Raw genomic sequence first — 22,840 nt, 5'->3', positions numbered from 1 at the left:
GCGGGGGGTGTTACGTGGGGGCTTGGGGCGGGGGTATCGCGTTGGGGGTTGCGAACGGCCGGGCGCGTCCGCGGCTCACCGCGTGGCGAAGACCTGCAGCCAGCGCGGGCCGTCGTAGGTGAAGGTGACGCCGACGCCGACCTCGGTGTAGGCGCAGTTGAGGACGGTCCGGCGGCGTCCGGGGTCGTTCATCCACGTGGTCACGACCGCGGAGGCGCTGCTCCGGCCGCCGGCGGCGGTCACCCCGTACGAGCTCCAGCGGTGGCCGGGCACGGAGATGCCGCGGGCGAAGGCGGACCACTGGTTCAGCGGGACGTGCGAGGCCGTGTCCTCGGTGTGCCGCTGGGCGATCAGGGCCAGTTCGGCGCTGTAGCGGACCGGCCCGCATCCCGCCTTGGCGCGTTCGGTGTTGACGATGCGGACGATGTCCCTCGCGGGCCCCGCATCCGGGTCGCGCGGCGGCGCGGTCCGCCGGGCCGGTGCCTCGGCGGCAGGCGTACGGTGCGGCCCGGCCGGTGCGGTGCTCCCGGCGGAGGGCTTGTCCGTGGCCGGAGTGACGGGGGATGCCGGTGCGGGTGACGAGGCCGCGGGGGCAGCGGATTCGCGTACGGGGATCCGGCCGCTGCTCTCGGAGCGGGCGACGGGCGTGGCGCCGGTGCGCTCCGGAGCGGCGGGCGCGGGGCCGCCGGCGGTGGCCGGGAGGAACTCGACGGAGCCCCCCGAAGCCTGCGGAACGGCGCGCTCCGGGGCCGGGGCGAAGAGGTGCGGGCCGCCCAGGGCGGCGCCCACGATGACGGCGACGACACCGGCGATGACGGCCCGGCGCGCCAGGCGCGTGGCCTCGGGCGGCGAGGACGGCGCCTCCCCGGGGGCCTCCGCGGCCTCCGCAGCTTCCGCGGCCTCCGCGTCCGTCACGGCGCCGCACGCCGTCATGGCACCGGTTCCCGCGCCGCCGGTCAGGCGGCCCAGCAGGGCGGCTCCGAGGGGGACCAGGCCGAGACCGGCGAGCAGGCCCTCCGCGGGCACCAGGGCGGACCAGTGACCGCCGCAGCCGGTGCAGCCGCGCGCGTGCCGGGCGATGCGCTTGCGCCACAGCGGGCTCGGCGCCCCGTCCCAGTCCCCGAGCACGGCCGTGAGCTCCGTGCAGCGCGGGGTCGTCGCGAGGGCCCGGACGACGACGCGGGCCGTCTCCAGCTGCGTCTTGGTGCGCTGGACGCGGACGGCGGTGTACTGCGGCGAGCGGCCGAGGGCCGCGGCGACCTCGGCGCGGCTCAGCTCGCCCGCGGCCTCCAGCCACCACAACGACATGACGACCTGGTCGTCGCCGTCGAGCCAGCGCGTGGCCTCCGCGGCCTGCCGGCGCTGTCCCTGCAGGCCGAGGCGGAGGATCGACCACTCGACGAAGTCGGGCTCGGGGGCCGCGGCCTCGCCGACCTCCTGCAGACCGCCGGCGGGGGCGTCCTTGCGCTCCGCGCGCTCCTTGCGCCAGTGGCTGCGTATCTGGTTCATGGTGATCGCGACGAGCCAGGAGCGGAACCCCTCGGGGTCCCGCAGCCCGCGCAGGCCGCCGACCATCCGGATCATGGTCTCCTGCACGACGTCGTCGACGTCCGCGTGCCCGTTCAGGGCCCGGCCGACGATGTTGTACACCAGGGGAAGGCAGGCGGCGACGAGTTCGCCCTGTGCGGCGCCGTCCCCGCCGCGCGCCGCCTCGATCACCCCGGCCGTGCTGTCCAAGTTCACGTTCCGCGCACCTCTTTCCGCTCCACCGCGTCGGCGGGCTTACGCATGGGAGACCAGGGGGCGCGTAGCGGATAACAGAAAAACCTGCGGTTCGGCGGAATCTTTTGTGGCGGGGTGGGTATGACGGGTGCTCACGCCCGGGCGAGGGCCCGGTCCCCGGCCGCCTGCCGGCCCGTACGGCGCCGGTAGTAGGCGAGGGTCACGGCCGTCAGGAGCGGCGGCCAGGCCAGCAGCGGGGAGTAGCAGGCGGCGAGGAGCGCGTCCTGGGCCGGGGTGCCCTGCCAGATGGGCTGATCCGGCTTCACGAAGGGGGCGCAGAAGAACCAGACGGCGAGGCCCGTCAGCGCCGTGGCGCCCAGCAGCGCCGGGACCACCGCCGCGAGCGGGCGCACCCGGCGGCCGCCCAGCAGGGGGATCCACCGCGGCACGGTCTCGCCCCAGGGCCGCACGAGTCCGAGCGTGAGCAGGGCGAGTCCTTCGGAGATCCCGGTGAGCGAGAGGACGTAGAGGGCCTCCCCGAGGGACATGTCGCCGTCGGGCGGGGCCACCGGCAGCCCGGCGACCAGCGCGATCCGCCACAGCCCCGACGGCAGGGTGACCAGGGGCACGGCGTGGGCCGCGAGGACGGCCCATCGGGGCACGCCGGGCAGGGCGTTCATCTTCAGCATGGGATCCATGCTGGTGGCGGGGCCGGGGCCCTCGCGTCAGCCCCCGGAACGGTCTTCCTCCGCCGCGCGGCGAAGGAAGAGACTGCCTGTCAGAGGACGAGACCTGCCTGTCAGAGGATGTCCCCGGCCGCCACGGCGACGAGTTCGGCCTCGAAGCCGTCCTCGTTCTCCAGGTACGCGGCGTAGTGGCCGGCCCCACCTGCGAAGGGGTGCCGGTCGGGGAACATCAGCCGCCAGCCGTGCCCGGGCGCCGCCTCCACGAGCGCGTCGACGGCCGCCCGGCTCCCGACGCGGAAGGCGACGTGGTTCATGCCCGGCCCGCACCGCTCGTGGGTGCCGCCCGTGAGCGCGGGCGACTGCTCGACGACGAGGTAGAAGGCGCCCTGCCGCCAGCTGCGGCCGTGTTCCCAGTGCTGGTGGGGCTCGTAGCCGAGGGCTCCGAGGAGCCAGCCGAAGCTCTTCTCGGCCCGCTGCAGGTCGGGCACCCACAGCTCCAAGTGATGCAGCACGCCCACGCCCCCGGTTCAGCGGATCGGTACGTCCGAGATCGTACGGGCGATCACCAGCCGCTGGATCTCGCTCGTGCCCTCGAAAATGGTGTAGATGGCGGCATCCCGGTGCATCCGCTCCACCGGATACTCCCGCGTGTAGCCGTTCCCGCCGAGGATCTGCATCGCCTGGGCCGTGACCGCCTTCGCCGTCTCGCCCGCGAAGAGCTTGGACATCGAGCCCTCCGCCGAGGTGAAGGGCTTGCCCGCGGTGGCCATCCAGGACGCGCGCCACACCAGCAGCCGGGCCGCGTCGATCCGGGTGCGCATGTCGGCGAGCTGGAAGGCGACGCCCTGGTTGTCGATGACGGGACGCCCGAACTGGACGCGCGTCTGGGCGTAGTCGAGCGCCACCTCGTACGCGGCGCGGGCGATGCCGACGGCCTGGGCGCCGACGGTGGGACGCGACGCCTCGAAGGTCGCCATGGCGGCGTTGTGCGTACGCGCGCCGCCGGAGCCGGCGCGCTCGCGGGCCCGGGCCAGGCGCTCGTCCAGCTTCGCCTTGCCGCCGAGGAGGCAGTGCCCCGGGAGGCGCACGTCCTCGAGGACGACCTCGGCCGTGTGCGAGGCGCGGATGCCGTGCTTCTTGAACTTCTGGCCCTGGGAGAGCCCCTTCGTGCCCGGCGGCACGATGAAGGAGGCGTGCCCGCGCGCGCCCAGCCCAGGCTCCACGACGGCGACGACGACGTGGACGTTCGCGATGCCGCCGTTGGTCGCCCAGGTCTTGGTGCCGTTGAGGACCCATTCGTCCTTGGCCTCGTCGTAGACGGCGCGGGTGCGCATGGCCGAGACGTCCGAGCCCGCGTCCGGCTCGGAGGAGCAGAAGGCGGCGACCTTCACGTCGTTCGCGTCGCCGTACATCTGCGGGAGCCAGGTGCCGATCTGCTCCTCGGTGCCGTTGGTGAGGACGCCGATGGCGGCGAGGCCGGTGCCGGTGATGGCGAGGCCGAGGCCGGCGTCGCCCCAGAAGAGCTCCTCCATGGCCATGGGGATGCCGAGGCCGGTGGGGTCGAAGAACTGCTGGGCGTAGAAGTCGAGGGAGTAGAGGCCGATGCGGGCCGCTTCCTGGACGACGGGCCAGGGGAACTCCTCGCGCTCGTCCCACTCGGCGGCGGCCGGGCGCATCACCTCGGCGGCGAAGCCGTGGATCCAGTCGCGCACCCCCCGCTGGTCCTCGTTGAGCTCCATCGTGAACTCGGCCACGCGGCCTCCCACCCCTCGGCACGGCATTACTCGCGGTAACGCGAGTATGTTACCGACCGGTAGTAGTGTCAACCGTCCCGCCTCCCGGATTCGCTGGGTGGAGCGGGTGTTACGTTGCGCAGGCATCACGATTCACAGGGGCGGGGAGGCAGGTCATATGGAAACCAGTCAGCGGGAGGACCAGCAGCACGCGGCGGAGCGCCGCCGCAAGGAGCTGCTCGAGGCCGCGGACCGGGTGGTGCTGCGGGAGGGGCCCGGCGCCTCGATGAACGCCATCGCCGCCGAGGCGGGCATCACCAAGCCGATCCTCTACCGCCACTTCGGCGACAAGGGCGGCCTCTACCGCGCGCTGGCCGCCCGGCACACCGACGCGCTGCTCGTGGGGCTGCGGGCCGCGCTGGACGCCCCGGCCGACCGCCGCGACCGCGTCGAGCGCACGCTGGACAGCTATCTCGCGGCCATAGAGGCCCGGCCGCAGGTCTACCGCTTCCTGATGCACCCGGCCGACGAGAGCCAGCCCTCCGAGCAGGGCTTCGACGTGGGCCGGCACTCGGCGCCCCTGCTGCGCCGGATGGGCGAGGAGCTCGCCCAGGTCATATCCGAGCGCGTCGACCTCGGTCCGGACAGCGACGAGCTCTCGCGCGCCTGGGGCCACGGCATCGTGGGCATGATGCACGCGGCCGGCGACTGGTGGCTGCGCGAGCGCCCCTTCCCGCGGGCGCACCTCGTGCGGCACCTCGCGGACCTGCTGTGGGGGCGGCTCGCCTCCTCGGGCGACCTGCCGGGCGGCCCCGGCTTCTGACCCGCCGCGGCCCGGCCGCACCCCTGCGTACTGTTACGTACTGCGTCCTACGCCGTACGGGCCGGCTCCTGCTCCACCGCCGCCTCCGTACGGCCGGCCCACGGCGCCCGGCGGACCGCCCGCAGCGCGCGGCGGCGGCGCAGGCCCGTCACACGGTCGAGGTAGAGCCCGCCGTCGAGGTGGTCGCACTCGTGCTGCAGGCACCGGGCGAAGAACCCGGTGCCGGTCACGCGCGCGGGCGAGCCGTCCAGGGTGAAGCCCTCGACCACGGCGTGGTCGAAGCGCGGCGTGCCCGCCTCGATCCCGGGGACGGACAGGCAGCCCTCCGGCCCGCGGACGACGACCCCGTCGGCCTCGACGAGCCGGGGATTGACCAGGTGGCCCAGGTGGCGGCGGTCCTCGTCGTCCGGGCAGTCGTAGACGAAGACGCGCAGCGGCACGCCGATCTGGTTGGCGGCGAGGCCCACGCCGCCCGCCGCGTACATGGTCGCGAACATGTCCTCGACGAGCCGGGCGAGGCCTTCGCCGAACTCCGTGACGTCTTCGCAGGGGGTGCCGAGCCCCGGGTCGCCGAGCAGCCGCATGGGCCGCACACGTCCGGAACTGCCGGGGATCGAGCCGTTTCGCATGGGCCAACCCTACGGTCAGCCCTACGTTCCGTGGACGGCCGGTTCGGGCCTGCGGCCGGATCTCGATAGGCTGATCCCCGACCGGGCCTCCTGGCTGGCGATTCGGCACGGAGGGGGCGTTCCACCACCGGCGGACCAGGGACGGGCACGGCGCCGGAACAAGGAGGATCTAGGACGATGGCAGGCAACTCGGGGCCACTGTCGCCGCGGGCCAAGCTGGCCGTGACGGCGGGCAAGGCGGCTGCGGCGGTGTCGCGGGCCGCGGGCCGCGGCAGCGGCTCGGTGATCGGCGGCAAGGTCGCGCTCAAGCTCGACCCCGACCTGCTGGCCCGGCTGGCGACCCACCTGGACGTGGTCCTGGTGTCGGCGACCAACGGCAAGACGACCACGACCCGGCTGATCGCCGAGGCGCTGCGGGCCAGCGGCCCGGTGGTGTCCAACGCACTGGGCGCGAACATGCCCGCGGGCATCACCTCGGCCCTGGCGGGCGGCTCGGACGCGCGCTACGGCGTGATCGAGGTGGACGAGAAGTACCTGGCGGGTGTCGCCCGGGACGTCTCCCCCAAGGCCATAGCGCTGCTGAACCTCTCGCGCGACCAGCTCGACCGGGCCGCGGAGACGCGCATGCTCGCCGAGAAGTGGCGTGAGGGCCTGGCCGGCACCAAGGCAGTGATCATCGCGAACGCGGACGACCCGCTGATCGTGTGGGCCGCCTCCTCCTCGCCGAACGTGGTGTGGGTGGCGGCCGGCCAGGAGTGGAAGGACGACGCCTGGTCCTGCCCGTCGTGCGGCGGCGTGATGCAGCGCCCCGGCGACGACTGGTTCTGCGGCGAGTGCGGCTTCCGCCGGCCGACCCCCAGCTGGGCGCTCTCGGGCGACTACGTCCTCGACCCGCACGGGTCGGCGTGGCCGATCCACCTGCAGCTGCCGGGCCGGGCGAACAAGGCGAACGCCACCACCTCCGCGGCCGTCGCGGCCACCTTCGGCGTCCCGCCGCAGGTCGCGCTGGAGCGGATGTACCAGGTGCAGGCGGTCGCGGGCCGGTTCGACGTGGTGCAGTTCCTCGGCCGCGACATCCGGCTGCTGCTGGCCAAGAACCCGGCCGGCTGGCTGGAGACGTTCTCGCTGATCGACGGGCCCCCGGCGCCGGTGATCCTCGCGGTCAACGCCCGCGGCGCCGACGGCACGGACACCTCGTGGCTGTGGGACGTGGACTACCCGCGCCTCGCCGGCCACCCGATCTTCGTCATCGGCGACCGCAAGCTGGACCTGGCCGTCCGGCTGGAGGTCGCGGGCCTGGACTTCCGGGTCTGCGAGACCGTGGACGAGGCCGTGCAGCAGTGCCCGCCCGGCAAGATCGAGCTGATCGCCAACTACACGGCGTTCCAGGACGTCCGCCGCCGCGTCGGCAACTGACCCCGCCGAGACTTGACAGGATTGTGAGCATGAGCCAGAACAGTCTGCGTGTGGTGTGGGTCTACCCCGACCTGCTCAGCACCTACGGCGACCAGGGCAACGTCCTGGTCCTGGAGCGGCGGGCGCGCCAGCGCCGGCTGGACGTCCAGCGCGTGGACATCCGGTCCGACCAGCCCATCCCGACCTCCGGGGACATCTATCTGATCGGCGGCGGCGAGGACCGTCCGCAGCGGCTCGCGGCCGAGCGGCTGCGCCGCGACGGCGGCCTGAACCGGGCCGTGGCCAACGGCGCGATCGTCTTCTCGGTCTGCGCCGGCTACCAGATCCTGGGCCACGAGTTCATCAACGACCTGGGCCAGCGCGAGCAGGGCCTCGGCCTGCTCGACGTCATCAGCACCCGCGGCGAGGGCGAGCGCTGCGTCGGCGACGTCCTCGCGGACATCGACGAGCCGCTGGGCCTGCCGCCGCTGACGGGCTTCGAGAACCACCAGGGCATCACCCACCTCGGCCCGACGGCCCGCCCGTTCGCCCGCGTGCGCTACGGCAACGGCAACGGCACGGGCGACGGCTTCGAGGGCGCGTACAACGACACCGTCTTCGGTACGTACATGCACGGCCCGGTGATGGCCCGCAACCCGCACATCTCGGACATGCTGATCAAGCTGGCGCTGGACGTCAACGCCCTGCCGCCGGTGGACGACCGCTGGTACGAGGCGCTGCGCGCCGAGCGGATCGCCGCGGCGACCCAGTCGGCGTAGCGCTGCCGACCGCATGACGGACGGTCGCGTCCCCCGCCGCCCACCGCTAGTAGGGTGGCGGGGACGCAACCGGACGACGGGGTCCGGTCCCCCGCCCTGTTGCGAAGGTTTCTCCCTGTCATGCGCATTGGTGTACTCACCTCCGGTGGCGACTGCCCCGGTCTGAACGCCGTCATCAGGTCCGTCGTGCACCGCGCGGTCGTCGACCACGGCGACGAGGTCATCGGCTTCCACGACGGCTGGAAGGGCCTCCTCGAAGGCGACCACCGCAGGCTCGACCTGGACGCCGTGGCCGGCATCCTGGCCACCGGCGGAACGATCCTCGGCTCCTCGCGCGTGCAGCCCGCGCAGCTGCGGGACGGCGTCGAGCGGGCCAAGGGGCATGTGGCCGACCTGGGGCTGGACGCCGTCATCCCGATCGGCGGCGAGGGCACGCTGAAGGCTGCCCGGCTGCTGTCGGACGCGGGCCTGCCGATCGTCGGCGTGCCCAAGACCATCGACAACGACATCGCGTCCACCGACGTCACCTTCGGCTTCGACACCGCCGTGGGCGTGGCCACCGAGGCCCTGGACCGGCTGAAGACCACCGCCGAGTCGCACCAGCGGGTGCTGATCGTCGAGGTGATGGGCCGGCACACCGGCTGGATCGCCCTGCACTCGGGCATGGCCGCCGGAGCGCACGCCATCGTCGTGCCCGAGCGGCCCTTCGACATCGGCGAGCTCACCGAGGTCGTCGGCCGGCGCTTCGAGGCCGGCAAGCGCTTCGCGATCGTGGTGGTCGCCGAGGGCGCCAAGCCGCGCGAGGGCTCGATGGCCTTCGAGACCGGCGCCACGGACGTCTACGGCCACGAGCGGTTCGCCGGGGTGGCCCGGCAGCTCGCCGGCGAGCTGGAGCACCGCCTGGGCAAGGAGGCCCGCCCGGTGATACTCGGTCACGTGCAGCGCGGCGGCACCCCCACCGCGTACGACCGCGTCCTCGCGACCCGGTTCGGCTGGCACGCCGTGGAGGCGGCGCACCACGGCGCCTTCGGCATGATGACGGCGCTGCGCGGAACGGACATCACGCTGGTGCCGCTGGCGGAGGCCGTCGAGCGGCTCAAGACCGTGCCGCAGGAGCGGTACACCGAGGTCGAGTGCGTGCTCTGAGCCCGTTCGCCCCGCGTCCTCCGGCTCTCCGGCGGGGCGCCCCCGGCCGCGGGCGCGGCCCGGGGCGCCTCTAGTCTGGTCCCGGCGCATTGGTGCGAAATGGGAGAGAGCGGATGGATCACAGCGGGCACGGCATGATGCACATGGACATGCCGCCGTTCACGCTGGGACGGGGTCTGCAGTTCAGTGGCGATCCATTCTTCATGATCGGCTGTCTGCTGGCGCTGGCCCTCTACGGCTGGGCGGTGGTCCGGCTGCGGCGGCGCGGGGACGCCTGGCCGGTGGGCCGGACCGTCGCGTTCGTGCTCGGCGTGCTGACCGTGTGGCTGGTGATGTGCACCAAGCTCAACGACTACGGCATGGTCATGTTCAGCGTGCACATGGTGCAGCACATGGTGATCAGCATGCTCTCGCCGATCCTGATCCTGCTGGGCGCGCCGGTGACGCTGACGCTGCGGGCGCTGCCGGCGGCCGGGCGCGGCCGCAAGGGGCCGCGCGAGTGGCTCGTCGGTCTGCTGCACAGCCGCTACATGCGGGTGATCACGCACCCGGTGTTCACGATCCCGCTGTTCATCGCGAGCCTGTACGCGCTGTACTTCACGCCGCTCTTCGACTTCCTGATGGAGTCCAGGACGGGCCACATCGCGATGATGGTGCACTTCCTCGCCGTGGGCCTGGTGTTCTTCTGGCCGATCATGGGCGTGGACCCGGGCCCGCACCGGCCCGGCTACGTGATGCGGATGCTGGAGCTGTTCGCCGGCATGCCCTTCCACGCGTTCTTCGGCATCGCGCTGATGATGGCCTCGGAGCCGATGATCCGCACGTACATGCACCCGCCGGCCTCGCTGGGCATCGACGCCCTGGAGGACCAGCAGGCGGGCGGCGGCATCGCCTGGGCGTTCAGCGAGATCCCGTCGGTCGTGGTGCTGCTCGCGCTGGCCTACCAGTGGTACCGCTCCGAGCAGCGGCAGGCCCGCCGCTCGGACCGCGCCGCCGACCGCAACGGCGACAAGGAGCTGGAGGCGTACAACGCCTACCTCGCGTCGCTGCGGTCGCGGGAGACGTGAGGGACGGGCGCACGCGCGGGATCTGGCGGCAGGGGCCGCGGCCGGGAGACGATGGACTCCAGGCCGCGGCCCCTCGCGCGTCGGCGCGCTTCCGGGCCGCCGTGAGGAGGTGCGGGGATGCCCGGTTCGGCGAAGGCGATGGCGGGGCTGACGGTGGGGGGCCTCGTCGTGGTGACCGCGTATTCGGTGACGATAGGCAGCAACGGCTGGCTGTGGTTCGCGTGGGTGATGCTGTCGCTGCTGACGATAGGGACGCTGGTGGCGCGGGGGGCGTGACGGGGTCGGGAGACCGGAGACCGGGGGCCGGGGGCCGGGGGGCCGGGGGGCCGGGGCCTTCAGAAGCGGAAGACGGGCCCGGTGGCCACGTCGAGCGCGCAGGCGTTGGGGAAGGTCTTGTGCCAGACGACGGGCCGGCCGTTCCATTCGCCCTCGGCGGTCGCGGTCACGGGGTCGTACTGGCGGGTGCACTCGTGCTCCGTGCCCGTCACCCGGTCCGGGTCGCCCTCGGCCCGGTGCAGCACGGCGCAGGCCTCCGCCGCGTGGGGGTGGTGGCCGGTGGCGTCCGGGCAGCTCAGGTGCACCCCGCGGATCCAGGTGTCCTGCGAGCCGGAGACGGTGAGGAGGAACCGGCCGGCGCCGGTCTCGCCGTGGCCGGGCCGGGCCGGCTCTCCGGGCTTGCCGGGCTTGCCGTCCGCCGCGGCCGGCGGTGCGGCGAGGGCGAGGAGCGCGGCGACGGCCGCCGCGGCGAACACGGCGGTACGGGGTAGGGACATCGGTGCCTCCTGGAGCGGGGGTGCCCGGGCCAAGGCCATCGCGCGCGGAACGCGCCGGGCAAGCTGCCACGCCGCGCCGTCGCCCGGGTGGCGGCGGCCGGTCACCCGGCCGGGGCGCGGCGGCCGCCGGCCCCGGTGCGGCACTGCGCTGACGTGGGTCAGCACAAGGGCGGACGGCCGCGGGAAGGGCCACCGTACCGCCCGTAACGCCCTTGCCAGGGCCGCCCGATCCCCCGGCCGCCGGGTCAAACCGTGCCGGGTGGGGGCGCGTTGGGGTGCGAGGGAGGCGCGAGGGCGCCGACCGCAAGGTCCGCCCCGCCGGTCCCCAGGCTCACCGCTCGTTCAGCCACTGCCCGTCGCGCACCGCCGCCAGCCACTCCGCCCGCAGCCGCTCGTAGGCCCTGCGCTCCTCGCCGTTGAGCATCCGGCCGCGGCGCTCGGCCAGGAACGCACGGATCGCGTCGTTGATCTCCTCGGGCGACTGGGTGAGGTCCGCGTTGACGGGCATGAGCACAGGCTACGAGGGACGGGCGGCCAAAACACCGAGAACCGTCGAGGTTCGCAGAATGCTCATCAAATGGTCATCCAGCCGGAAACCCTCCCCAGGTCCCCGGAAGTGCGGCGGGAAAACGGACGGCGCCCCGGTCCGCGAGGGACCGGGGCGCCAGGGGTGGTGCGGGGACTACTTCGTGGCGGCCTTCGGCGGCTCGGGGGTGGCGTGCGGGGCGCACGTCACGTCCTGGGCGTCGAGCTTGCCGTCGACGAGGTAGGCGTCGAGCCGGGCGTTGACACAGGGGTTCGCCTCGCCCGTGACGCCGTGCGAGCCGGCGCCCTTCTCCGTGATCAGGCGGGAGCCCTTGAAGCGCTTGTGCAGCTCCACGGCGCCCTCGTACGGAGTCGCGGCGTCACGCTCGCTCTGGATGATGAGCGTCTGCGGGAGACCCTTGTGCGTGGTGACCTCGACGGGCGTGCCCTGGGGGGCGCGCCACGTGGCGCACGGAAGGTTCATCCATGCGTTGGACCAGGTCATGAAGGGGGCCTGCTGGTGGACGCGGGTGTTGTCGCGGTCCCACTTCTTCCAGCTGGTGGGCCACTTGGCGTCCGCGCACTCGACCGCCGTGTAGACGGCGTTGCTGTTCTCCTTGGCCACGTTGCCCGCGGTGTCGGACAGGTCCGGGCCCGCGCCCTGGACCAGCGGCTTCTCGTCACCGGCGACGTACTTGCTCCAGACCTCGGCGACCGGGACCCACGAGGAGTCGTAGTACGCCGCGTCCTGGAAGAAGGTGATCAGCTCGGCCGGGCCGACGACCCCGCCGATGGGCTTCTCCTTGGCCGTGGCGCGGAGCTTCTCCCAGCCCTTCTGGACCTCGGCCTGCGTGGCGCCCAGGTGGAAGACGTCGTCGTGCTTGGCGACCCACGCCTCCCAGTCCTTGAAGCGGCTCTCGAAGGCGACGTCCTGGTCCAGGTTCGCCTGGTACCAGATGTTGTCCCGGTCCGGGTTGACGACGCTGTCGACGACCAGGCGGCGGACGTGGTCCGGGAAGAGCGTGCCGTAGACGGCGCCGAGGTAGGTGCCGTAGGAGACGCCCAGGTAGTTGAGCTTCTTCTCGCCGAGGGCGGCGCGGACGACGTCGATGTCGCGCGCGGTGTTCGCCGTGGTGAGGTACGGCAGCAGCTTGCCGCTGCGCTCGGCGCAGCCGTCGGCGTACTCGCGGGCCAGCTTGCGCTGGGCCCGCTTGTCGGCCTCGCTGCCGGGCACCGGGTCGGCCTTGGGCGCCGCCACGAACTCCTGCGGGTCAATGCAGGAGATCGGGGCGGAGTGACCCACTCCGCGCGGGTCGAAGCCCACGAAGTCGTAGGCCTTGGCGGTCTTGGCCCAGAGCGGCGCCTTGGTGGTGATCCGGCGCGGGAACCTCATGCCGGAGCCGCCGGGGCCGCCGGGGTTGTAGAGGAGGGCGCCCTGGCGCTCGCTCGCGGTGCCCGTCGAACGGGCCCGGTCCACTGCGATCTTGATGGTGGGCCCGTCGGGCCTGGCGTAGTCGACGGGCACCGTGACGTAGCCGCACTCGATGGGCTTGTCGAGGCCCCACGAGGCAGGGCAGTCCTGCCACTTGACGCCCGTCTTGGCCGCGCGATCGGCGGCCGTCTTCACACCGCGGGCCTCGGCGGCCCCTCCCGGCACGCGCTCGCTCGCGCCGGCGGCCGGGGCGGTCAGGAACCCGGCCACCAGCGCGCCGGTCACCAGGGTGCCGGCCGCGCCGAGTATTGACGTGTGTCTCACGTAGGAATCCCCCTGCTGGGTACGCCGCTTGGAGCGGCGGAGATCGCAATGCTGCAAGGGGATCCTTTCGCCTCCTATCCCATAAAAAACAGGTCGTACGAGTGTTCTTTACTAATCCGTAAGAATGACGAAACACAGGACGGCACGCGTGACACCATTTGTCACTGCTGCCCCGCATCACCCATATGGCACTAAATAGCGATATCCATGGCCGAAAGCCCGTTTTCGAGCAGCGCTCGCACCTGCAGCCCGTCCGGCGCGACCGCGCTCACGACGAAGGCCGGGCCGGCCAGCGGGGCGACGACGGCCGTGCGGCCCAGGGCCCGGGGCGCTACCAGCCGCTCCTCGAAGCCCGGGTCGACGACGAGGAGTTGACCGGCCGCCCGGTGGCCGCCCAGGACCGCCCCGCCGTCCCAGCCGGGCACCCCCGGCCCGTACGTCAGCTCCTGGTCGTAGAGCGGGCGCCCGCCGTGACGGACGGTCAGCCGGGCGGTCAGCCGCCCCGGCCGCTCCCCCGCCCGCCCCAGGATCTGCTCCTCCCGGAACACCAGCCGTGCGGTCGGGGCGAGTTCGACGGTGGTGGTCATCCGCAGCTCGCCGCCGCGGGCCGAGATGAGCGGCTCGGGCAGCCAGTGCAGCACCGCGCCGTCGCCGACGCGGATCCGCACGTCGTACGTGGCCGGGGCGCCCGTACGGCCCGGCAGGGCGATGGTCGCGGCCGTGGTGGAGAAGCGCAGCCCGGCGCCGTCCTCCACGTCGGCGGACAGCGTGAGGGCGTCGCCGCCCAGGGGCGCGCTCATCGCGCCCACCAGGCAGACGCGCGCCTCGCGCCCCGCAGAGCGCAGGCGGCGCAGCGCGAACGGGCCCGCGCCGTCGAGCACGGGCAGCGCGGTGCCGCCCCTGCCGTCCGCCGCGGCGACGATCCGGGCGGCGGCCAGCAGCCCGGCCCCCGGCCGGGGACCGGTGACGGTTGCGGTCACGGTCACCGGGCGGCGGTCCAGGCGGCGAGCTGCTCGCGCACCCACGCCGTGACGGGCTCCACGCCGCCCTCCGTGACGAGGGAGGTGAAGACGGTCGGGAGGTCGCCGCGCGCCGCCTTGGCGTCGCGCGCCATGCCCTCCAGGTCGGCGCCGACGTACGGGGCGAGGTCGGTCTTGTTGACGACGAGCAGGTCGGCGGTGGTGATGCCGGGGCCGCCCTTGCGCGGGATGTCGTCGCCGCCCGCGACGTCGATGACGAAGAGCTGCGCGTCCACCAGCCCTTTGGAGAACGTGGCGGTGAGGTTGTCGCCGCCGGACTCGACCAGGACGAGGTCGAGCGGGCCGGCCCCCGAGGAAGAGAACGCGGCCTCCAGGTCCTCGACGGCCTCCAGGTTGGCGGAGATGTCGTCGCGGATGGCGGTGTGCGGGCAGGCGCCGGTCTCCACCGCGGTGATCCGCTCCTCCGGCAGGACGGCGTTGCGCAGGAGGAACGCGGCGTCCTCGCGGGTGTAGATGTCATTGGTGACGACGGCGATGGACAACTCGTCGCGCAGGGCCCGGCACAGGGCGGCGACGGTCGCGGTCTTGCCGGAGCCGACGGGCCCGCCGAGGCCGATCCGCAGGGCGCGGCGCGTGCCGTCGGGGCGGACCGGGGAGGCGGCGCCGTAGGTGTGGCGGTGGGGGTAGGTCTCGGGATGGTCCAGGTGCATGGTCCCCTCCGGGGAGGTCGGTGATGGTTACGGCTCCGGTGGCCGCGGACGCCGCCGGACTCCCGCCGCCGTGGCGCAACGCCCTCGCGGCGGGAAGAGGCGCCGGCGGCCGGGCCGCGGACGTGCGCTAGCTCGCGAACAGGCGTACCGGCCAGGCCGCGTGGAGTTCCGCCGTGATGTCCAGCAGCGGTGCCGAGCACGCCGGCAGGGCGTCCGGCCCCTCCGCCTCCGCCCGCCGCGCGGCCCTTGCGGCGCGCTGCGCGGCGGCGTCGAGCTCCGGCGCCAGCCGCGCCAGCACCGCCGTCGCGTCGAACGGGTCGAGGCTCAGCAGGCGTACGGCCGCGGTGGCCGGACCGCTGACCGCCTCGTAGACGGATGCGTAGGCGGCGTCCAGCGGACCCAGTCCGGCGGACCGGGCGGCGAGACCGAGGACGACCGGCTGATGGGCTCCGCGCGGCCTGGCCGCGGCGAGGGCGTCGAGCGCCTCGGACGGCCAGGTGGCGCGGGCGGCGCGCATCAGCTGCCGGCCCAGGCGCCGGGCGGTGGTGCGCAGGGCGGGCACGGGCGTGCGGGCGTCCGCGGCGTCGTCGAGGGCGAGCGGGTCGAGCCCGGCGGCGGCCGCGGCGGCGAGGCCGGCGGCGGTGAGCCCGGCGGTGTGCAGCCGCCCCCGGCAGAACTCCTCCAGCGTCCGCCCGTCGGTGATCCGCCCGGCCTCGACGGCCGCTTCGGCCCCGCCGGAGTGCGCGTGGCCTCCGGCGGGGAAGCGCCCGTCGGCGAGGACGAGGAGGACGGCGAGGCCCCCTGTCCTCGCCGGAGGGGGCGGGGCGCCCACCGCGATGGCGTCGGTCGCGTGGTTCATCAGAACAGGAAGTAGCGCTGGGCCATGGGCAGTTCCGCCGCCGGCTGCGGGTCGATCACTTCTCCGTCGACGGTGACGGTGAACGTGTCGGGGTCGACCTCCACCCGCGGCCTGGCGTCGTTGTTGCGCATGTCGGCCTTGGTGACCCCGCGCGTGGACCGGATGGGGACGAAGCGCTTGCCCAGCCCGAGCCGTTCCGGGAGGCCGTCGTCCATGGCCCACTGGGTGACGAAGTTGAGGGAGTTGGACGCCGGTGCCCGGCCGTGGGCGCCGAACATGGGCCGGGGCAGGACCGGTTGCGGGGTGGGGATGGAGGCGTTGGCGTCACCCATCTGCGCGTAGGCGATCTGGCCGCCCTTGATGACGAGCAGCGGGCGCACGCCGAAGAAGGCGGGGTCCCACAGCACCAGGTCCGCGAGCTTGCCCGGCTCCACGGAGCCGATCTCGTGGTCGAGTCCCTGCGCGACGGCCGGGTTGATGGTGTATTTGGCGACGTAGCGCCGGGCACGGGCGTTGTCCGCCGGGCCGTCGCCGGGCAGGGCGCCGCGGCGCTCCTTCATCACGTGGGCGGTCTGCCAGGTGCGCAGCACGACCTCCCCGATGCGGCCCATCGCCTGGGAGTCGGAGGAGATGATGGAGATCGCGCCGAGGTCGTGCAGGACGTCCTCGGCGGCGATGGTGCCCGGCCGGATGCGGGACTCGGCGAAGGCGAGGTCCTCGGGGACGGCCGGGTTGAGGTGGTGGCAGACCATCAGCATGTCGAGGTGTTCGTCGACGGTGTTGACGGTGTGCGGCCGGGTGGGGTTGGTGGAGCTGGGCAGGACGTTCGCCTCGGAGACGACGGTGATGATGTCGGGGGCGTGGCCGCCGCCGGCGCCCTCGGTGTGGTAGGCGTGGATGGAGCGACCGGCTATGGCGGCCAGGGTGTCGCCCACGAATCCGGCCTCGTTGAGGGTGTCGGTGTGGATGGCGAGCTGGGCGCCGCTCTCCTCGCACACGGCGAGGCAGGCGTCGATGACGGCGGGCGTCGCCCCCCAGTCCTCGTGGATCTTGAAGCCGACGGCCCCGGCCCGCAGCTGGGCGCGCATCGAGTCGTAGGAGACGGTGTTCCCCTTGCCCAGCAGGCCCAAGTTGACGGGGTAGCCCTCCATGGCCTCGAACATCCGGGCGAGGTGCCAGGAGCCGGGGGTGATGGTGGTGGCCTTGCTGCCCTCGGCGGGCCCGGTGCCGCCGCCGAGCAGGGTGGTGACGCCGGAGGCGAGGGCCTCGTCGGCGGCCTGCGGGCAGATGAAGTGGACGTGGGCGTCGATGGCGCCGGCGGTGAGGATCCTGCCGTTGCCGGCGATGATCTCGGTCTCCGGGCCAATGACGAGGTCGGGGTGGACGCCGTCCATGGTGTCGGGGTTGCCGGCCTTGCCGATGCCGGTGATCCGGCCGTCACGGATGCCGACGTCGGCCTTGACGATCCCCCAGTGGTCGAGGACGAGGGCGCCCGTGATGACGGTGTCCGGGGCACCGTCGGCGCGGGTGGCGCGGGACTGGCCCATGGACTCGCGGATGACCTTGCCACCGCCGAAGACGGCCTCGTCGCCGGCGTGACCGGGGCCGCCGCTGCGGTCCTCCTCGATCTCGACGACGAGGCCCGTGTCGGCGAGGCGGACGCGGTCGCCGGCGGTCGGCCCGTACAGGTCGGCGTAGGCGACGCGGCTGAGCTCACTCATCGAGCGGTCCCCCGCACTCGCCGCGCAGGCCCTCGACGATGCGCTTGCCGCCGATGGGCACGAGGTCGACCCGGACGGGGATGCCCGGCTCGAAGCGGACGGCGGTGCCCGCGGCGATGTCGAGGCGCTTGCCGCGGGCCGCGGCCCGGTCGAAGTCGAGGCCGGGGTTGGCCTCGGCGAAGTGGTAGTGCGAGCCGACCTGCACGGGGCGGTCGGCGGCGTTGAGCACGGTGAGCCGGGTGCGGTGCAGGCCCGGGTTGAGGGCCACGGGTTCGGCGGCGTGCAGGATCTCTCCGGGGACCATCGGGTTCCCTCCCCGTCAGCAGATGGGTTCGTGGACGGTGACGAGCTTGGTGCCGTCGGGGAAGGTGGCCTCGACCTGGACGTCGGGGAGCATCTCGGGGATGCCCTCCATGACGTCCGCGCGGCTGAGCACCTTGCGTCCGGAGGACATGAGCTCGGCGACGGTGCGGCCGTCCCGGGCGCCCTCCAGGACGTGCGCGGTGATCAGGGCCACCGCCTCGGGGTGGTTGAGGAGCAGGCCGCGGGCCTTGCGCCGGGCCGCCACGTCGGCGGCCACGTGGAGGAGCAGTCGTTCCTGCTCCCGCGGGGAGAGTTGCATGCGTCCCACCTCACTGTTGTCCCGGGCTGTCCCGGACGGGCCCACCGGGTCACCCCCCGAGTTCAACACGGTGTTGACCTGGGGTTCTTCGGTCGGCGGCCAGGGATTGCAGATTAGGGCGGAACCTTTTCCAACGCGTTAACTGACTCTTTGCGTTGTCATGGCCAGAGCCCTGCGGGCCGCTGTCGCATGCATCTACTGGATCTTCTGGGCCGGATCATGACGGTCCGTCCGCACGACACGTACGACCGGCTACGGGCACCGCAGACCGCGGCCGTCGCCACGGCGCGGCCGGAGCCCGGCTCGCAGGCGTGTACGAAGCCGGTGAACGGGAGGGGAGAACGGGTCCTTCCGACGCGGGCGGTACGGGGCTCCGGCGCAGAGCGCCGGGGGCGAGGGGATCTCCGCGCCACGTGCGCCGGAGGGCCGTGGGTCCGCACGCGAATAAACCCGGCTCCGCCCCTTGGAGGATCACGGCGTAGACGGGGCGCGGTGATCGATTTGGGGCGGACGGCCGGATTGCGCCCGGGCGGGTACGAACCGCCGCAGGCCAGCGGCTCAGCCGGCTTGCGCGCACCCCATCAAATCGCCCCGCGTCCACCGGAATTGCCCAGAAGTGATCAGGCTCACATACCCCTGGTTCCGCTCGGAATCCGCACGAGGGCTGCGCCAAGATCCCTGCGACGACAAGACCCCGCCATCCCGGTGGGGCGGTCCCGGTGGACGCCGAACCCTGCCGCCGCCGGGATGCCGGGTCGACTTGAGTGCAACGGCAGGGATGGAGGACCCAAGAGTGGTGGGACGACCAAGAGTAGTGCGGTCGGCCCTTGGGGTGAAGCCGTTGACAGCGGCCGGGCAACCTTCGCCTGCCCGAACCCGACAGGTCATCCTTCACAGGCGGCTGACGAAGGGTTAGCGCATGGGCGCGCACAAACGTCCGTCGAAGCTGTCCAGGGCCGGTGCCGCATCGGCCCTCACTCTCGCCGCCGTCGGGGCCACGGTGCTGGCACCGGGCGGCGCGGCGGAGGCGGAGGCATCCACCGTCTCCAGCCAGGCACTCCGGATCGCGGCCTCGAAGCAGGGCTCCCCGTACCAGTGGGGAGCGACCGGTCCCTACCGGTTCGACTGCTCGGGCCTCACGCTCTACTCCTTCAAGCGGGCCGGGAAGAGCCTGCCCCGCACCGCCGCCCAGCAGTACAACAGCACCCGGCACGTCTCCCGGTCCGCCCGCGAGCGCGGCGACCTGGTCTTCTTCGTCTCCGGGCGCGGGATCTACCACGTCGGGATATACGCCGGGGACGGGAGGATGTGGCATGCCCCCAAGACGGGCGCGGTGGTCCGCCTGGAGCGGATCTGGACCAACAGCGTCCTCTACGGCCGGGTCGGCTGACACCGCCGGACCCCGCTGATTCCGGACCCCACTGATACCGGCTGACACCGGCTGACGCCGGCCGACCCGCCCGCGCGCCGCGAGCGCCGGTCCGGTCCGGGCGATCCCCGGACCGGACCGGCCCCACCGCCCGGAAAGGCCCGAGGCCCCCCGCAACCCGTGCGGGGGGCCCGGCTCGCCGGAGGGGAGTTCAGCGCTCGGCGCTGACCGGCGTGCTCCAGGGGAGGGAGATCCACACGGTCTTGCCGCCGTCGGAGGTCGGGGTGAAGAACAGCCGCCCCCCGTACTCCGCGGTGAGACAGCGGATGATCACCATGCCGCGGCCGTTGTCCTGCTGGACCGCGGCGGGCAGCCGCCGGGGGAAGCGGGGGTGGCTGTCCGTGACGCCGATGCGCAGCTGCTGGTCGCGGTCGAGGCGGACGTCCACGGTGAAGGTGGGCGACTGTCCCCGGGTGTGCTGCACGGCGTTGGTGGCGAGCTCCGAGACGATCAGGCGCACGGTCTCGGCGGCATCCGTCCCGCCCGGCAGTCCCCAGTCGGCCAGCACCTCCGCGACGTAGCGTCGCGCCGTGGAGACCGAGGCGGGGGCGCTCGGCAGGGTGACGGTGGCTTCTTGGTGGTCTGCCATGGCGGTGGCCCTTTCAGCCGAGGTCCCGCCGAGGCCGGACGCCGGTGCACCGCCCCGGGACCGGGGAGGACGCCGTGCGTCAGTGGGGGTGGTGAGCGGCCTCGGGCGGCTCTGTGCGACAGCCTGCCACTGATAACGGCTGTGATGGGAGCGATCCACCAAGATATGCATATATCTGTCGCTCGAAGCGGTGAACTCTACGACGAGCGACCGGATTCGCGCGGCACACTGGGCTATTGACACTGACGTATGACAGTGACAGTGACCTAGAGGACGTCGAGTCCACCACGGTGCGCACAGCGAACCGGGAACGACCGGAATGCCGTGCCCGCCTCGGGGGCAGAGGGAGGGCCGATGCGGTACGGACCTGCGGTACGCCGCCGCAAGCTGGGGGCGGAGCTGCGCCGCCAGCGCGAGCTGGCCGGGCTGACGAGCCTGGAGGCCGCGCGCGCGGTGGGCTGGCACCAGTCGAAGGTGAGCCGGATCGAGACGGGTGCCAGTGGCGTGAAACCGGCGGACGTGGCGCGGCTGCTGGACGCCTACGGGGTCACCGACACCGAACTGCGCGCGCTGCTGGGGGCGCTGTGCGGGGCGGGGTCGCCCGTGCCGGGCGAGGGCGCGGGGGCGCGGCGCGGCTGGTGGTACGCCTACCGCGACCGGCTGCCGCCGGCCTATCTGGACTTCATCAGCCTGGAGTCGGAGGCGTCGCGGTTAAGCACGCTGGAGACCACGGTGGTGCCCGGCCTGCTGCAGACGCCCGCCTACGCCCGCGCCGTGACCCGGGTGGCGCTGGGCGACCCCGCACCGGAGCAGGTCGACGAGCTGGTGCGGGTGCGCATGGCGCGCCAGGCGGTGCTGCGGGGGGAGCGGCCGCTGGAGGTGTGCGCCGTGCTGGACGAGGCGGTCCTGCGCCATGAGGTCGGCGGGCCGGAGGTCATGGCCGGGCAGTTGCGGCATCTGGTGGAGACGGGATCGATGCGGCACGTGCGGCTGCACGTCCTGCCGTTCTCCAGTGGCAGCCATATCGGCATCACCGGCCCTTTTGTTATTTTCTCATTTCCGCGCATTGCTGATCTGGATGTGGTGGTTCTCGACCACTTGACGAGTAGCCTCTACCTGGAGCGGAAAGAAGACCTCCGGGCGTACGGCGCGGCCTTCACGACGCTGCGCGAAAACGCCCTCTCGCACGAGAAATCACTGGAATTCATCGCCGGGATCAACGACGGCGCGTAAGGAGGCACCATGTCCGCAATGCCTCGGTACGTACCCCACCGTTCCACCCCAGCCCCCGTAGTCGCCCCTTCGCTCCATGCGCTTCTCCGCGACGCCCCGTGGCGGCGCAGCAGTTACAGCACCGGATACAACAACTGCGTCGAAACGGCCGGACCGCTCCCCGGCCGCTTCCTCGCCGTGCGCGACTCGAAGAACGCCACCGGTCCCGCCCTGCTCTTCCGTTCCGCCTCGTGGACCAGCTTCGTGGAAGGGCTCCGCACCGGCCTCCGGTAGGACCGCCGCGGGCTCAGGCGGCCGGCGCGGTCCGTACGATCGCGCCGGCCGCCGCCTTCACCTGTCGGTCCGTCAGATCCGCGCGGGCGGTCAGCCGCAGCCGTGAGACCCCGTCCGGCACGGACGGCGGCCGGAAGCAGCCCACCGCGAACCCCGCCGCCCGGCAGTCCGCCGCCCACCGCACCGCCGCCTCCGGCGAGGGCGCCCGTACGGACACCACCGCCGCGTCGGGCCGCACCGCCTCGAAGCCCGCCGCCACCACCCTGCGGTGCAGTTCGGCCGCGATCTCCCGGACCCGGGCCGCCCGCCCGGGCTCGCGGCGCAGCACCGCGAGGGCCGCCAGCGCGGCGCCGGCCGCCGCCGGGGCGAGGCCGGTGTCGAAGATGAACGTGCGGGCGTTGCTCACCAGGTGCCTGATCACCCGCTCGGGGCCGAGCACCGCACCGCCCTGGCTGCCGAGCGACTTCGACAGGGTGACCGTGGCGACGACGTCCGGGTCGCCCGCCAGGCCCGCCGCGTGCACCGCGCCGCGGCCGCCCTCGCCGAGGACGCCGAGCCCGTGCGCGTCGTCCACCAGCAGCGCCGCGCCGTGTTCGCGGCACGCCGCGGCGAGTGCGGGGAGCGGGGCAGCGTCGCCGTCGACGGAGAAGACGGAGTCGGTGACGGCCAGCGCGCGGCCGGCGTGCGCGGCGAGGGCCTTGCGGACGGCGTCCGGGTCGGCGTGCGGCACGATCGCCTTCTCGGCGCGGGCGAGCCGGCAGCCGTCGATCAGCGAGGCGTGGTTGCCCTCGTCGGAGACGAGCAGGGCCGGGCCGCCGGCGTCACCCGGCCCGGCGAGCGCGGTGACGGCGGCGAGGTTGGCCGTGTAGCCGGAGGAGAAGACGAGCGCCGCCTCGAAGCCGCAGAACGCGGCGAGCTCCTCCTCCAGCCGGGCGTGCAGGGCGGTGCTGCCGGTGACCAGGCGGGAGCCGGTCGCGCCGGCCCCCCACTGCCGGGCGGCCGCCGCCGCGGCCTCGGTGACCTCCGGGTGGCGGGTGAGGCCGAGGTAGTCGTTGCCCGCGAGGTCCACCAGCGGCGCGTCGGCGGGGCGCGGCCGCAGGGTCCGGACGAGACCGGCCGCGAGGCGCCGCTCGTGGTGCGCGTCGATCCAGCCGAAGGGGTCCCGGCCCGCGCCGGGCGGGGAGCCCTGAGGGGACTCCCGGGACGGGTCCCGGAGCGGGTCCTGAGGCGGGTCCTGGGACATGCGGCCGTCCTTCGCGTTCCGGGGGGTGGGGCGCCGGTTCTGCGGTGCGTTCTGTGGGGCCCGGATAGAACCTCTCTAGAACGTAGCGGGCGTCACACCTGGTCAGGGTGTGGCAATACACACACATCAATCCGCCGGTGTTGTGCG

At 73.4% G+C, this 22,840-nt stretch carries 25 protein-coding genes and 1 riboswitch; of the genes, 9 read left to right on the top strand and 16 right to left on the bottom strand.

Features of this window, described 5'->3' with window-relative positions:
* Nucleotides 1–75 precede the first annotated feature (75 nt).
* The 4 genes from ACFZCD_RS00680 to ACFZCD_RS00665 form a co-directional block, all read right to left on the bottom strand.
* The gene (locus ACFZCD_RS00680; protein ID WP_391826385.1) at nt 76–1,743 is read right to left on the bottom strand and encodes a sigma-70 family RNA polymerase sigma factor; all 1,668 of its coding nucleotides are present in this window, start codon (nt 1,741–1,743) and stop codon (nt 76–78) included.
* A gap of 131 nt (nt 1,744–1,874) precedes the next feature.
* Nucleotides 1,875–2,411, bottom strand: coding sequence for a hypothetical protein (locus ACFZCD_RS00675; RefSeq protein WP_391826383.1), 537 nt, complete (start codon nt 2,409–2,411; stop codon nt 1,875–1,877).
* 110 nt (nt 2,412–2,521) lie between these two features.
* Entirely contained in the window at nt 2,522–2,920 is a 399-nt protein-coding gene (locus ACFZCD_RS00670; protein ID WP_391826381.1) for a VOC family protein, read from the bottom strand.
* A gap of 15 nt (nt 2,921–2,935) precedes the next feature.
* Entirely contained in the window at nt 2,936–4,162 is a 1,227-nt protein-coding gene (locus tag ACFZCD_RS00665) for an acyl-CoA dehydrogenase family protein (RefSeq protein ID WP_391826379.1), read from the bottom strand.
* A gap of 157 nt (nt 4,163–4,319) precedes the next feature.
* On the opposite strand from ACFZCD_RS00665, the gene ACFZCD_RS00660 reads away from it, so the two are divergent.
* Nucleotides 4,320–4,964 carry a TetR family transcriptional regulator gene (locus ACFZCD_RS00660; RefSeq protein ID WP_391826377.1) on the top strand — a complete coding sequence of 215 codons (645 nt, stop codon included), beginning with the start codon at nt 4,320–4,322 and terminating at the stop codon, nt 4,962–4,964.
* A gap of 47 nt (nt 4,965–5,011) precedes the next feature.
* Here ACFZCD_RS00660 and def read toward each other — a convergent pair whose 3' ends face one another.
* Nucleotides 5,012–5,593: a peptide deformylase gene (gene def, locus ACFZCD_RS00655; RefSeq protein ID WP_391826375.1), complete on the bottom strand. Its 582-nt coding sequence runs from the start codon at nt 5,591–5,593 to the stop codon at nt 5,012–5,014.
* Nucleotides 5,594–5,770: 177 nt separating this feature from the next.
* Between def and ACFZCD_RS00650 the strand changes: the two genes are divergently transcribed.
* From ACFZCD_RS00650 to ACFZCD_RS00630, 5 genes are all read left to right on the top strand, one after another.
* Nucleotides 5,771–7,009, top strand: coding sequence for a MurT ligase domain-containing protein (locus ACFZCD_RS00650; RefSeq protein WP_030364333.1), 1,239 nt, complete (start codon nt 5,771–5,773; stop codon nt 7,007–7,009).
* Between the two features lie 29 nt (nt 7,010–7,038).
* Nucleotides 7,039–7,767: a type 1 glutamine amidotransferase gene (locus ACFZCD_RS00645; protein WP_058041480.1), complete on the top strand. Its 729-nt coding sequence runs from the start codon at nt 7,039–7,041 to the stop codon at nt 7,765–7,767.
* A gap of 120 nt (nt 7,768–7,887) precedes the next feature.
* A complete protein-coding gene (locus ACFZCD_RS00640; RefSeq protein ID WP_391826372.1) occupies nt 7,888–8,913 on the top strand; it encodes a 6-phosphofructokinase in 1,026 nt (341 codons plus the stop codon).
* A gap of 113 nt (nt 8,914–9,026) precedes the next feature.
* The gene (locus ACFZCD_RS00635; protein ID WP_391826370.1) at nt 9,027–9,980 is read left to right on the top strand and encodes a cytochrome c oxidase assembly protein; all 954 of its coding nucleotides are present in this window, start codon (nt 9,027–9,029) and stop codon (nt 9,978–9,980) included.
* A 117-nt stretch (nt 9,981–10,097) separates the two neighbouring features.
* Nucleotides 10,098–10,256, top strand: a complete 159-nt coding sequence (locus tag ACFZCD_RS00630; protein WP_391826368.1) for a hypothetical protein — start codon at nt 10,098–10,100, stop codon at nt 10,254–10,256.
* A 59-nt stretch (nt 10,257–10,315) separates the two neighbouring features.
* Here the strand turns inward: ACFZCD_RS00630 and ACFZCD_RS00625 are convergent, their stop codons facing one another.
* From ACFZCD_RS00625 to ACFZCD_RS00585, 9 genes are all read right to left on the bottom strand, one after another.
* Complete coding sequence (locus tag ACFZCD_RS00625; RefSeq protein WP_391826366.1) at nt 10,316–10,753, bottom strand: SSI family serine proteinase inhibitor; 438 nt, start codon at nt 10,751–10,753, stop codon at nt 10,316–10,318.
* 331 nt (nt 10,754–11,084) lie between these two features.
* A complete protein-coding gene (locus ACFZCD_RS00620; RefSeq protein ID WP_391826364.1) occupies nt 11,085–11,261 on the bottom strand; it encodes a hypothetical protein in 177 nt (58 codons plus the stop codon).
* A 174-nt stretch (nt 11,262–11,435) separates the two neighbouring features.
* The gene (locus tag ACFZCD_RS00615; protein ID WP_391826362.1) at nt 11,436–13,034 is read right to left on the bottom strand and encodes an alpha/beta hydrolase; all 1,599 of its coding nucleotides are present in this window, start codon (nt 13,032–13,034) and stop codon (nt 11,436–11,438) included.
* Between the two features lie 191 nt (nt 13,035–13,225).
* Nucleotides 13,226–14,020 (bottom strand): urease accessory protein UreD, encoded by a 795-nt coding sequence (locus ACFZCD_RS00610; RefSeq protein WP_391826360.1) that lies wholly within the window; start codon nt 14,018–14,020, stop codon nt 13,226–13,228.
* Nucleotides 14,017–14,724: an urease accessory protein UreG gene (ureG, locus tag ACFZCD_RS00605; protein ID WP_391826358.1), complete on the bottom strand. Its 708-nt coding sequence runs from the start codon at nt 14,722–14,724 to the stop codon at nt 14,017–14,019. Before ureG ends, ACFZCD_RS00610 begins: the two co-directional genes overlap by 4 nt.
* Before the next feature lie 127 nt (nt 14,725–14,851).
* Complete coding sequence (locus tag ACFZCD_RS00600) at nt 14,852–15,583, bottom strand: urease accessory protein UreF (RefSeq protein ID WP_391826356.1); 732 nt, start codon at nt 15,581–15,583, stop codon at nt 14,852–14,854.
* Nucleotides 15,583–17,304 (bottom strand): urease subunit alpha, encoded by a 1,722-nt coding sequence (locus tag ACFZCD_RS00595; RefSeq protein WP_391826354.1) that lies wholly within the window; start codon nt 17,302–17,304, stop codon nt 15,583–15,585. Before ACFZCD_RS00595 ends, ACFZCD_RS00600 begins: the two co-directional genes overlap by 1 nt.
* Nucleotides 17,297–17,608, bottom strand: a complete 312-nt coding sequence (locus ACFZCD_RS00590) for an urease subunit beta (protein ID WP_391826352.1) — start codon at nt 17,606–17,608, stop codon at nt 17,297–17,299. Before ACFZCD_RS00590 ends, ACFZCD_RS00595 begins: the two co-directional genes overlap by 8 nt.
* Before the next feature lie 15 nt (nt 17,609–17,623).
* The gene (locus tag ACFZCD_RS00585; RefSeq protein ID WP_391826350.1) at nt 17,624–17,926 is read right to left on the bottom strand and encodes an urease subunit gamma; all 303 of its coding nucleotides are present in this window, start codon (nt 17,924–17,926) and stop codon (nt 17,624–17,626) included.
* A 714-nt stretch (nt 17,927–18,640) separates the two neighbouring features.
* Nucleotides 18,641–18,841, top strand: a riboswitch (cyclic di-AMP (ydaO/yuaA leader).
* Nucleotides 18,842–18,845: 4 nt separating this feature from the next.
* Between ACFZCD_RS00585 and ACFZCD_RS00580 the strand changes: the two genes are divergently transcribed.
* The gene (locus tag ACFZCD_RS00580) at nt 18,846–19,316 is read left to right on the top strand and encodes a C40 family peptidase (RefSeq protein ID WP_391826348.1); all 471 of its coding nucleotides are present in this window, start codon (nt 18,846–18,848) and stop codon (nt 19,314–19,316) included.
* A 190-nt stretch (nt 19,317–19,506) separates the two neighbouring features.
* Here ACFZCD_RS00580 and ACFZCD_RS00575 read toward each other — a convergent pair whose 3' ends face one another.
* On the bottom strand, nt 19,507–19,944 hold the full coding sequence (locus tag ACFZCD_RS00575) for an ATP-binding protein (protein ID WP_391826346.1): 438 nt from the start codon (nt 19,942–19,944) through the stop codon (nt 19,507–19,509).
* 354 nt (nt 19,945–20,298) lie between these two features.
* Between ACFZCD_RS00575 and ACFZCD_RS00570 the strand changes: the two genes are divergently transcribed.
* Together ACFZCD_RS00570 and ACFZCD_RS00565 are read left to right on the top strand one after the other, a co-directional pair.
* Nucleotides 20,299–21,177, top strand: coding sequence for a helix-turn-helix domain-containing protein (locus ACFZCD_RS00570; RefSeq protein WP_391826344.1), 879 nt, complete (start codon nt 20,299–20,301; stop codon nt 21,175–21,177).
* 9 nt (nt 21,178–21,186) lie between these two features.
* The gene (locus tag ACFZCD_RS00565) at nt 21,187–21,450 is read left to right on the top strand and encodes a DUF397 domain-containing protein (protein ID WP_391826342.1); all 264 of its coding nucleotides are present in this window, start codon (nt 21,187–21,189) and stop codon (nt 21,448–21,450) included.
* A 13-nt stretch (nt 21,451–21,463) separates the two neighbouring features.
* Here the strand turns inward: ACFZCD_RS00565 and ACFZCD_RS00560 are convergent, their stop codons facing one another.
* Nucleotides 21,464–22,693, bottom strand: a complete 1,230-nt coding sequence (locus ACFZCD_RS00560) for an 8-amino-7-oxononanoate synthase (protein WP_391826340.1) — start codon at nt 22,691–22,693, stop codon at nt 21,464–21,466.
* Nucleotides 22,694–22,840 lie beyond the last annotated feature (147 nt).

The organism is Streptomyces sp. NPDC008001 (assembly GCF_042958085.1).
Taxonomy (GTDB): domain Bacteria; phylum Actinomycetota; class Actinomycetes; order Streptomycetales; family Streptomycetaceae; genus Streptomyces.
The sequence above is the reverse complement of the archived record's forward strand: the minus strand, read 5'-3'. Positions and strand labels throughout refer to the sequence as shown.

What these genes read in the sequence shown, in the direction of transcription:
- ACFZCD_RS00630 (WP_391826368.1), top strand. Translation starts at nt 10,098, where the DNA reads ATGCCCGGTTCGGCGAAGGCGATGGCGGGGCTGACGGTGGGGGGCCTC.
- ACFZCD_RS00645 (WP_058041480.1), top strand. Translation starts at nt 7,039, where the DNA reads ATGAGCCAGAACAGTCTGCGTGTGGTGTGGGTCTACCCCGACCTGCTC.
- ACFZCD_RS00640 (WP_391826372.1), top strand. Translation starts at nt 7,888, where the DNA reads ATGCGCATTGGTGTACTCACCTCCGGTGGCGACTGCCCCGGTCTGAAC.
- ACFZCD_RS00595 (WP_391826354.1), bottom strand. Translation starts at nt 17,304, where the DNA reads ATGAGTGAGCTCAGCCGCGTCGCCTACGCCGACCTGTACGGGCCGACC.
- ACFZCD_RS00620 (WP_391826364.1), bottom strand. Translation starts at nt 11,261, where the DNA reads ATGCCCGTCAACGCGGACCTCACCCAGTCGCCCGAGGAGATCAACGAC.
- ACFZCD_RS00570 (WP_391826344.1), top strand. Translation starts at nt 20,299, where the DNA reads ATGCGGTACGGACCTGCGGTACGCCGCCGCAAGCTGGGGGCGGAGCTG.
- ACFZCD_RS00565 (WP_391826342.1), top strand. Translation starts at nt 21,187, where the DNA reads ATGTCCGCAATGCCTCGGTACGTACCCCACCGTTCCACCCCAGCCCCC.
- ureG (WP_391826358.1), bottom strand. Translation starts at nt 14,724, where the DNA reads ATGCACCTGGACCATCCCGAGACCTACCCCCACCGCCACACCTACGGC.
- def (WP_391826375.1), bottom strand. Translation starts at nt 5,593, where the DNA reads ATGCGAAACGGCTCGATCCCCGGCAGTTCCGGACGTGTGCGGCCCATG.
- ACFZCD_RS00575 (WP_391826346.1), bottom strand. Translation starts at nt 19,944, where the DNA reads ATGGCAGACCACCAAGAAGCCACCGTCACCCTGCCGAGCGCCCCCGCC.
- ACFZCD_RS00675 (WP_391826383.1), bottom strand. Translation starts at nt 2,411, where the DNA reads ATGCTGAAGATGAACGCCCTGCCCGGCGTGCCCCGATGGGCCGTCCTC.
- ACFZCD_RS00635 (WP_391826370.1), top strand. Translation starts at nt 9,027, where the DNA reads ATGGATCACAGCGGGCACGGCATGATGCACATGGACATGCCGCCGTTC.
- ACFZCD_RS00590 (WP_391826352.1), bottom strand. Translation starts at nt 17,608, where the DNA reads ATGGTCCCCGGAGAGATCCTGCACGCCGCCGAACCCGTGGCCCTCAAC.
- ACFZCD_RS00585 (WP_391826350.1), bottom strand. Translation starts at nt 17,926, where the DNA reads ATGCAACTCTCCCCGCGGGAGCAGGAACGACTGCTCCTCCACGTGGCC.
- ACFZCD_RS00625 (WP_391826366.1), bottom strand. Translation starts at nt 10,753, where the DNA reads ATGTCCCTACCCCGTACCGCCGTGTTCGCCGCGGCGGCCGTCGCCGCG.
- ACFZCD_RS00650 (WP_030364333.1), top strand. Translation starts at nt 5,771, where the DNA reads ATGGCAGGCAACTCGGGGCCACTGTCGCCGCGGGCCAAGCTGGCCGTG.
- ACFZCD_RS00580 (WP_391826348.1), top strand. Translation starts at nt 18,846, where the DNA reads ATGGGCGCGCACAAACGTCCGTCGAAGCTGTCCAGGGCCGGTGCCGCA.
- ACFZCD_RS00560 (WP_391826340.1), bottom strand. Translation starts at nt 22,693, where the DNA reads ATGTCCCAGGACCCGCCTCAGGACCCGCTCCGGGACCCGTCCCGGGAG.
- ACFZCD_RS00600 (WP_391826356.1), bottom strand. Translation starts at nt 15,583, where the DNA reads ATGAACCACGCGACCGACGCCATCGCGGTGGGCGCCCCGCCCCCTCCG.
- ACFZCD_RS00660 (WP_391826377.1), top strand. Translation starts at nt 4,320, where the DNA reads ATGGAAACCAGTCAGCGGGAGGACCAGCAGCACGCGGCGGAGCGCCGC.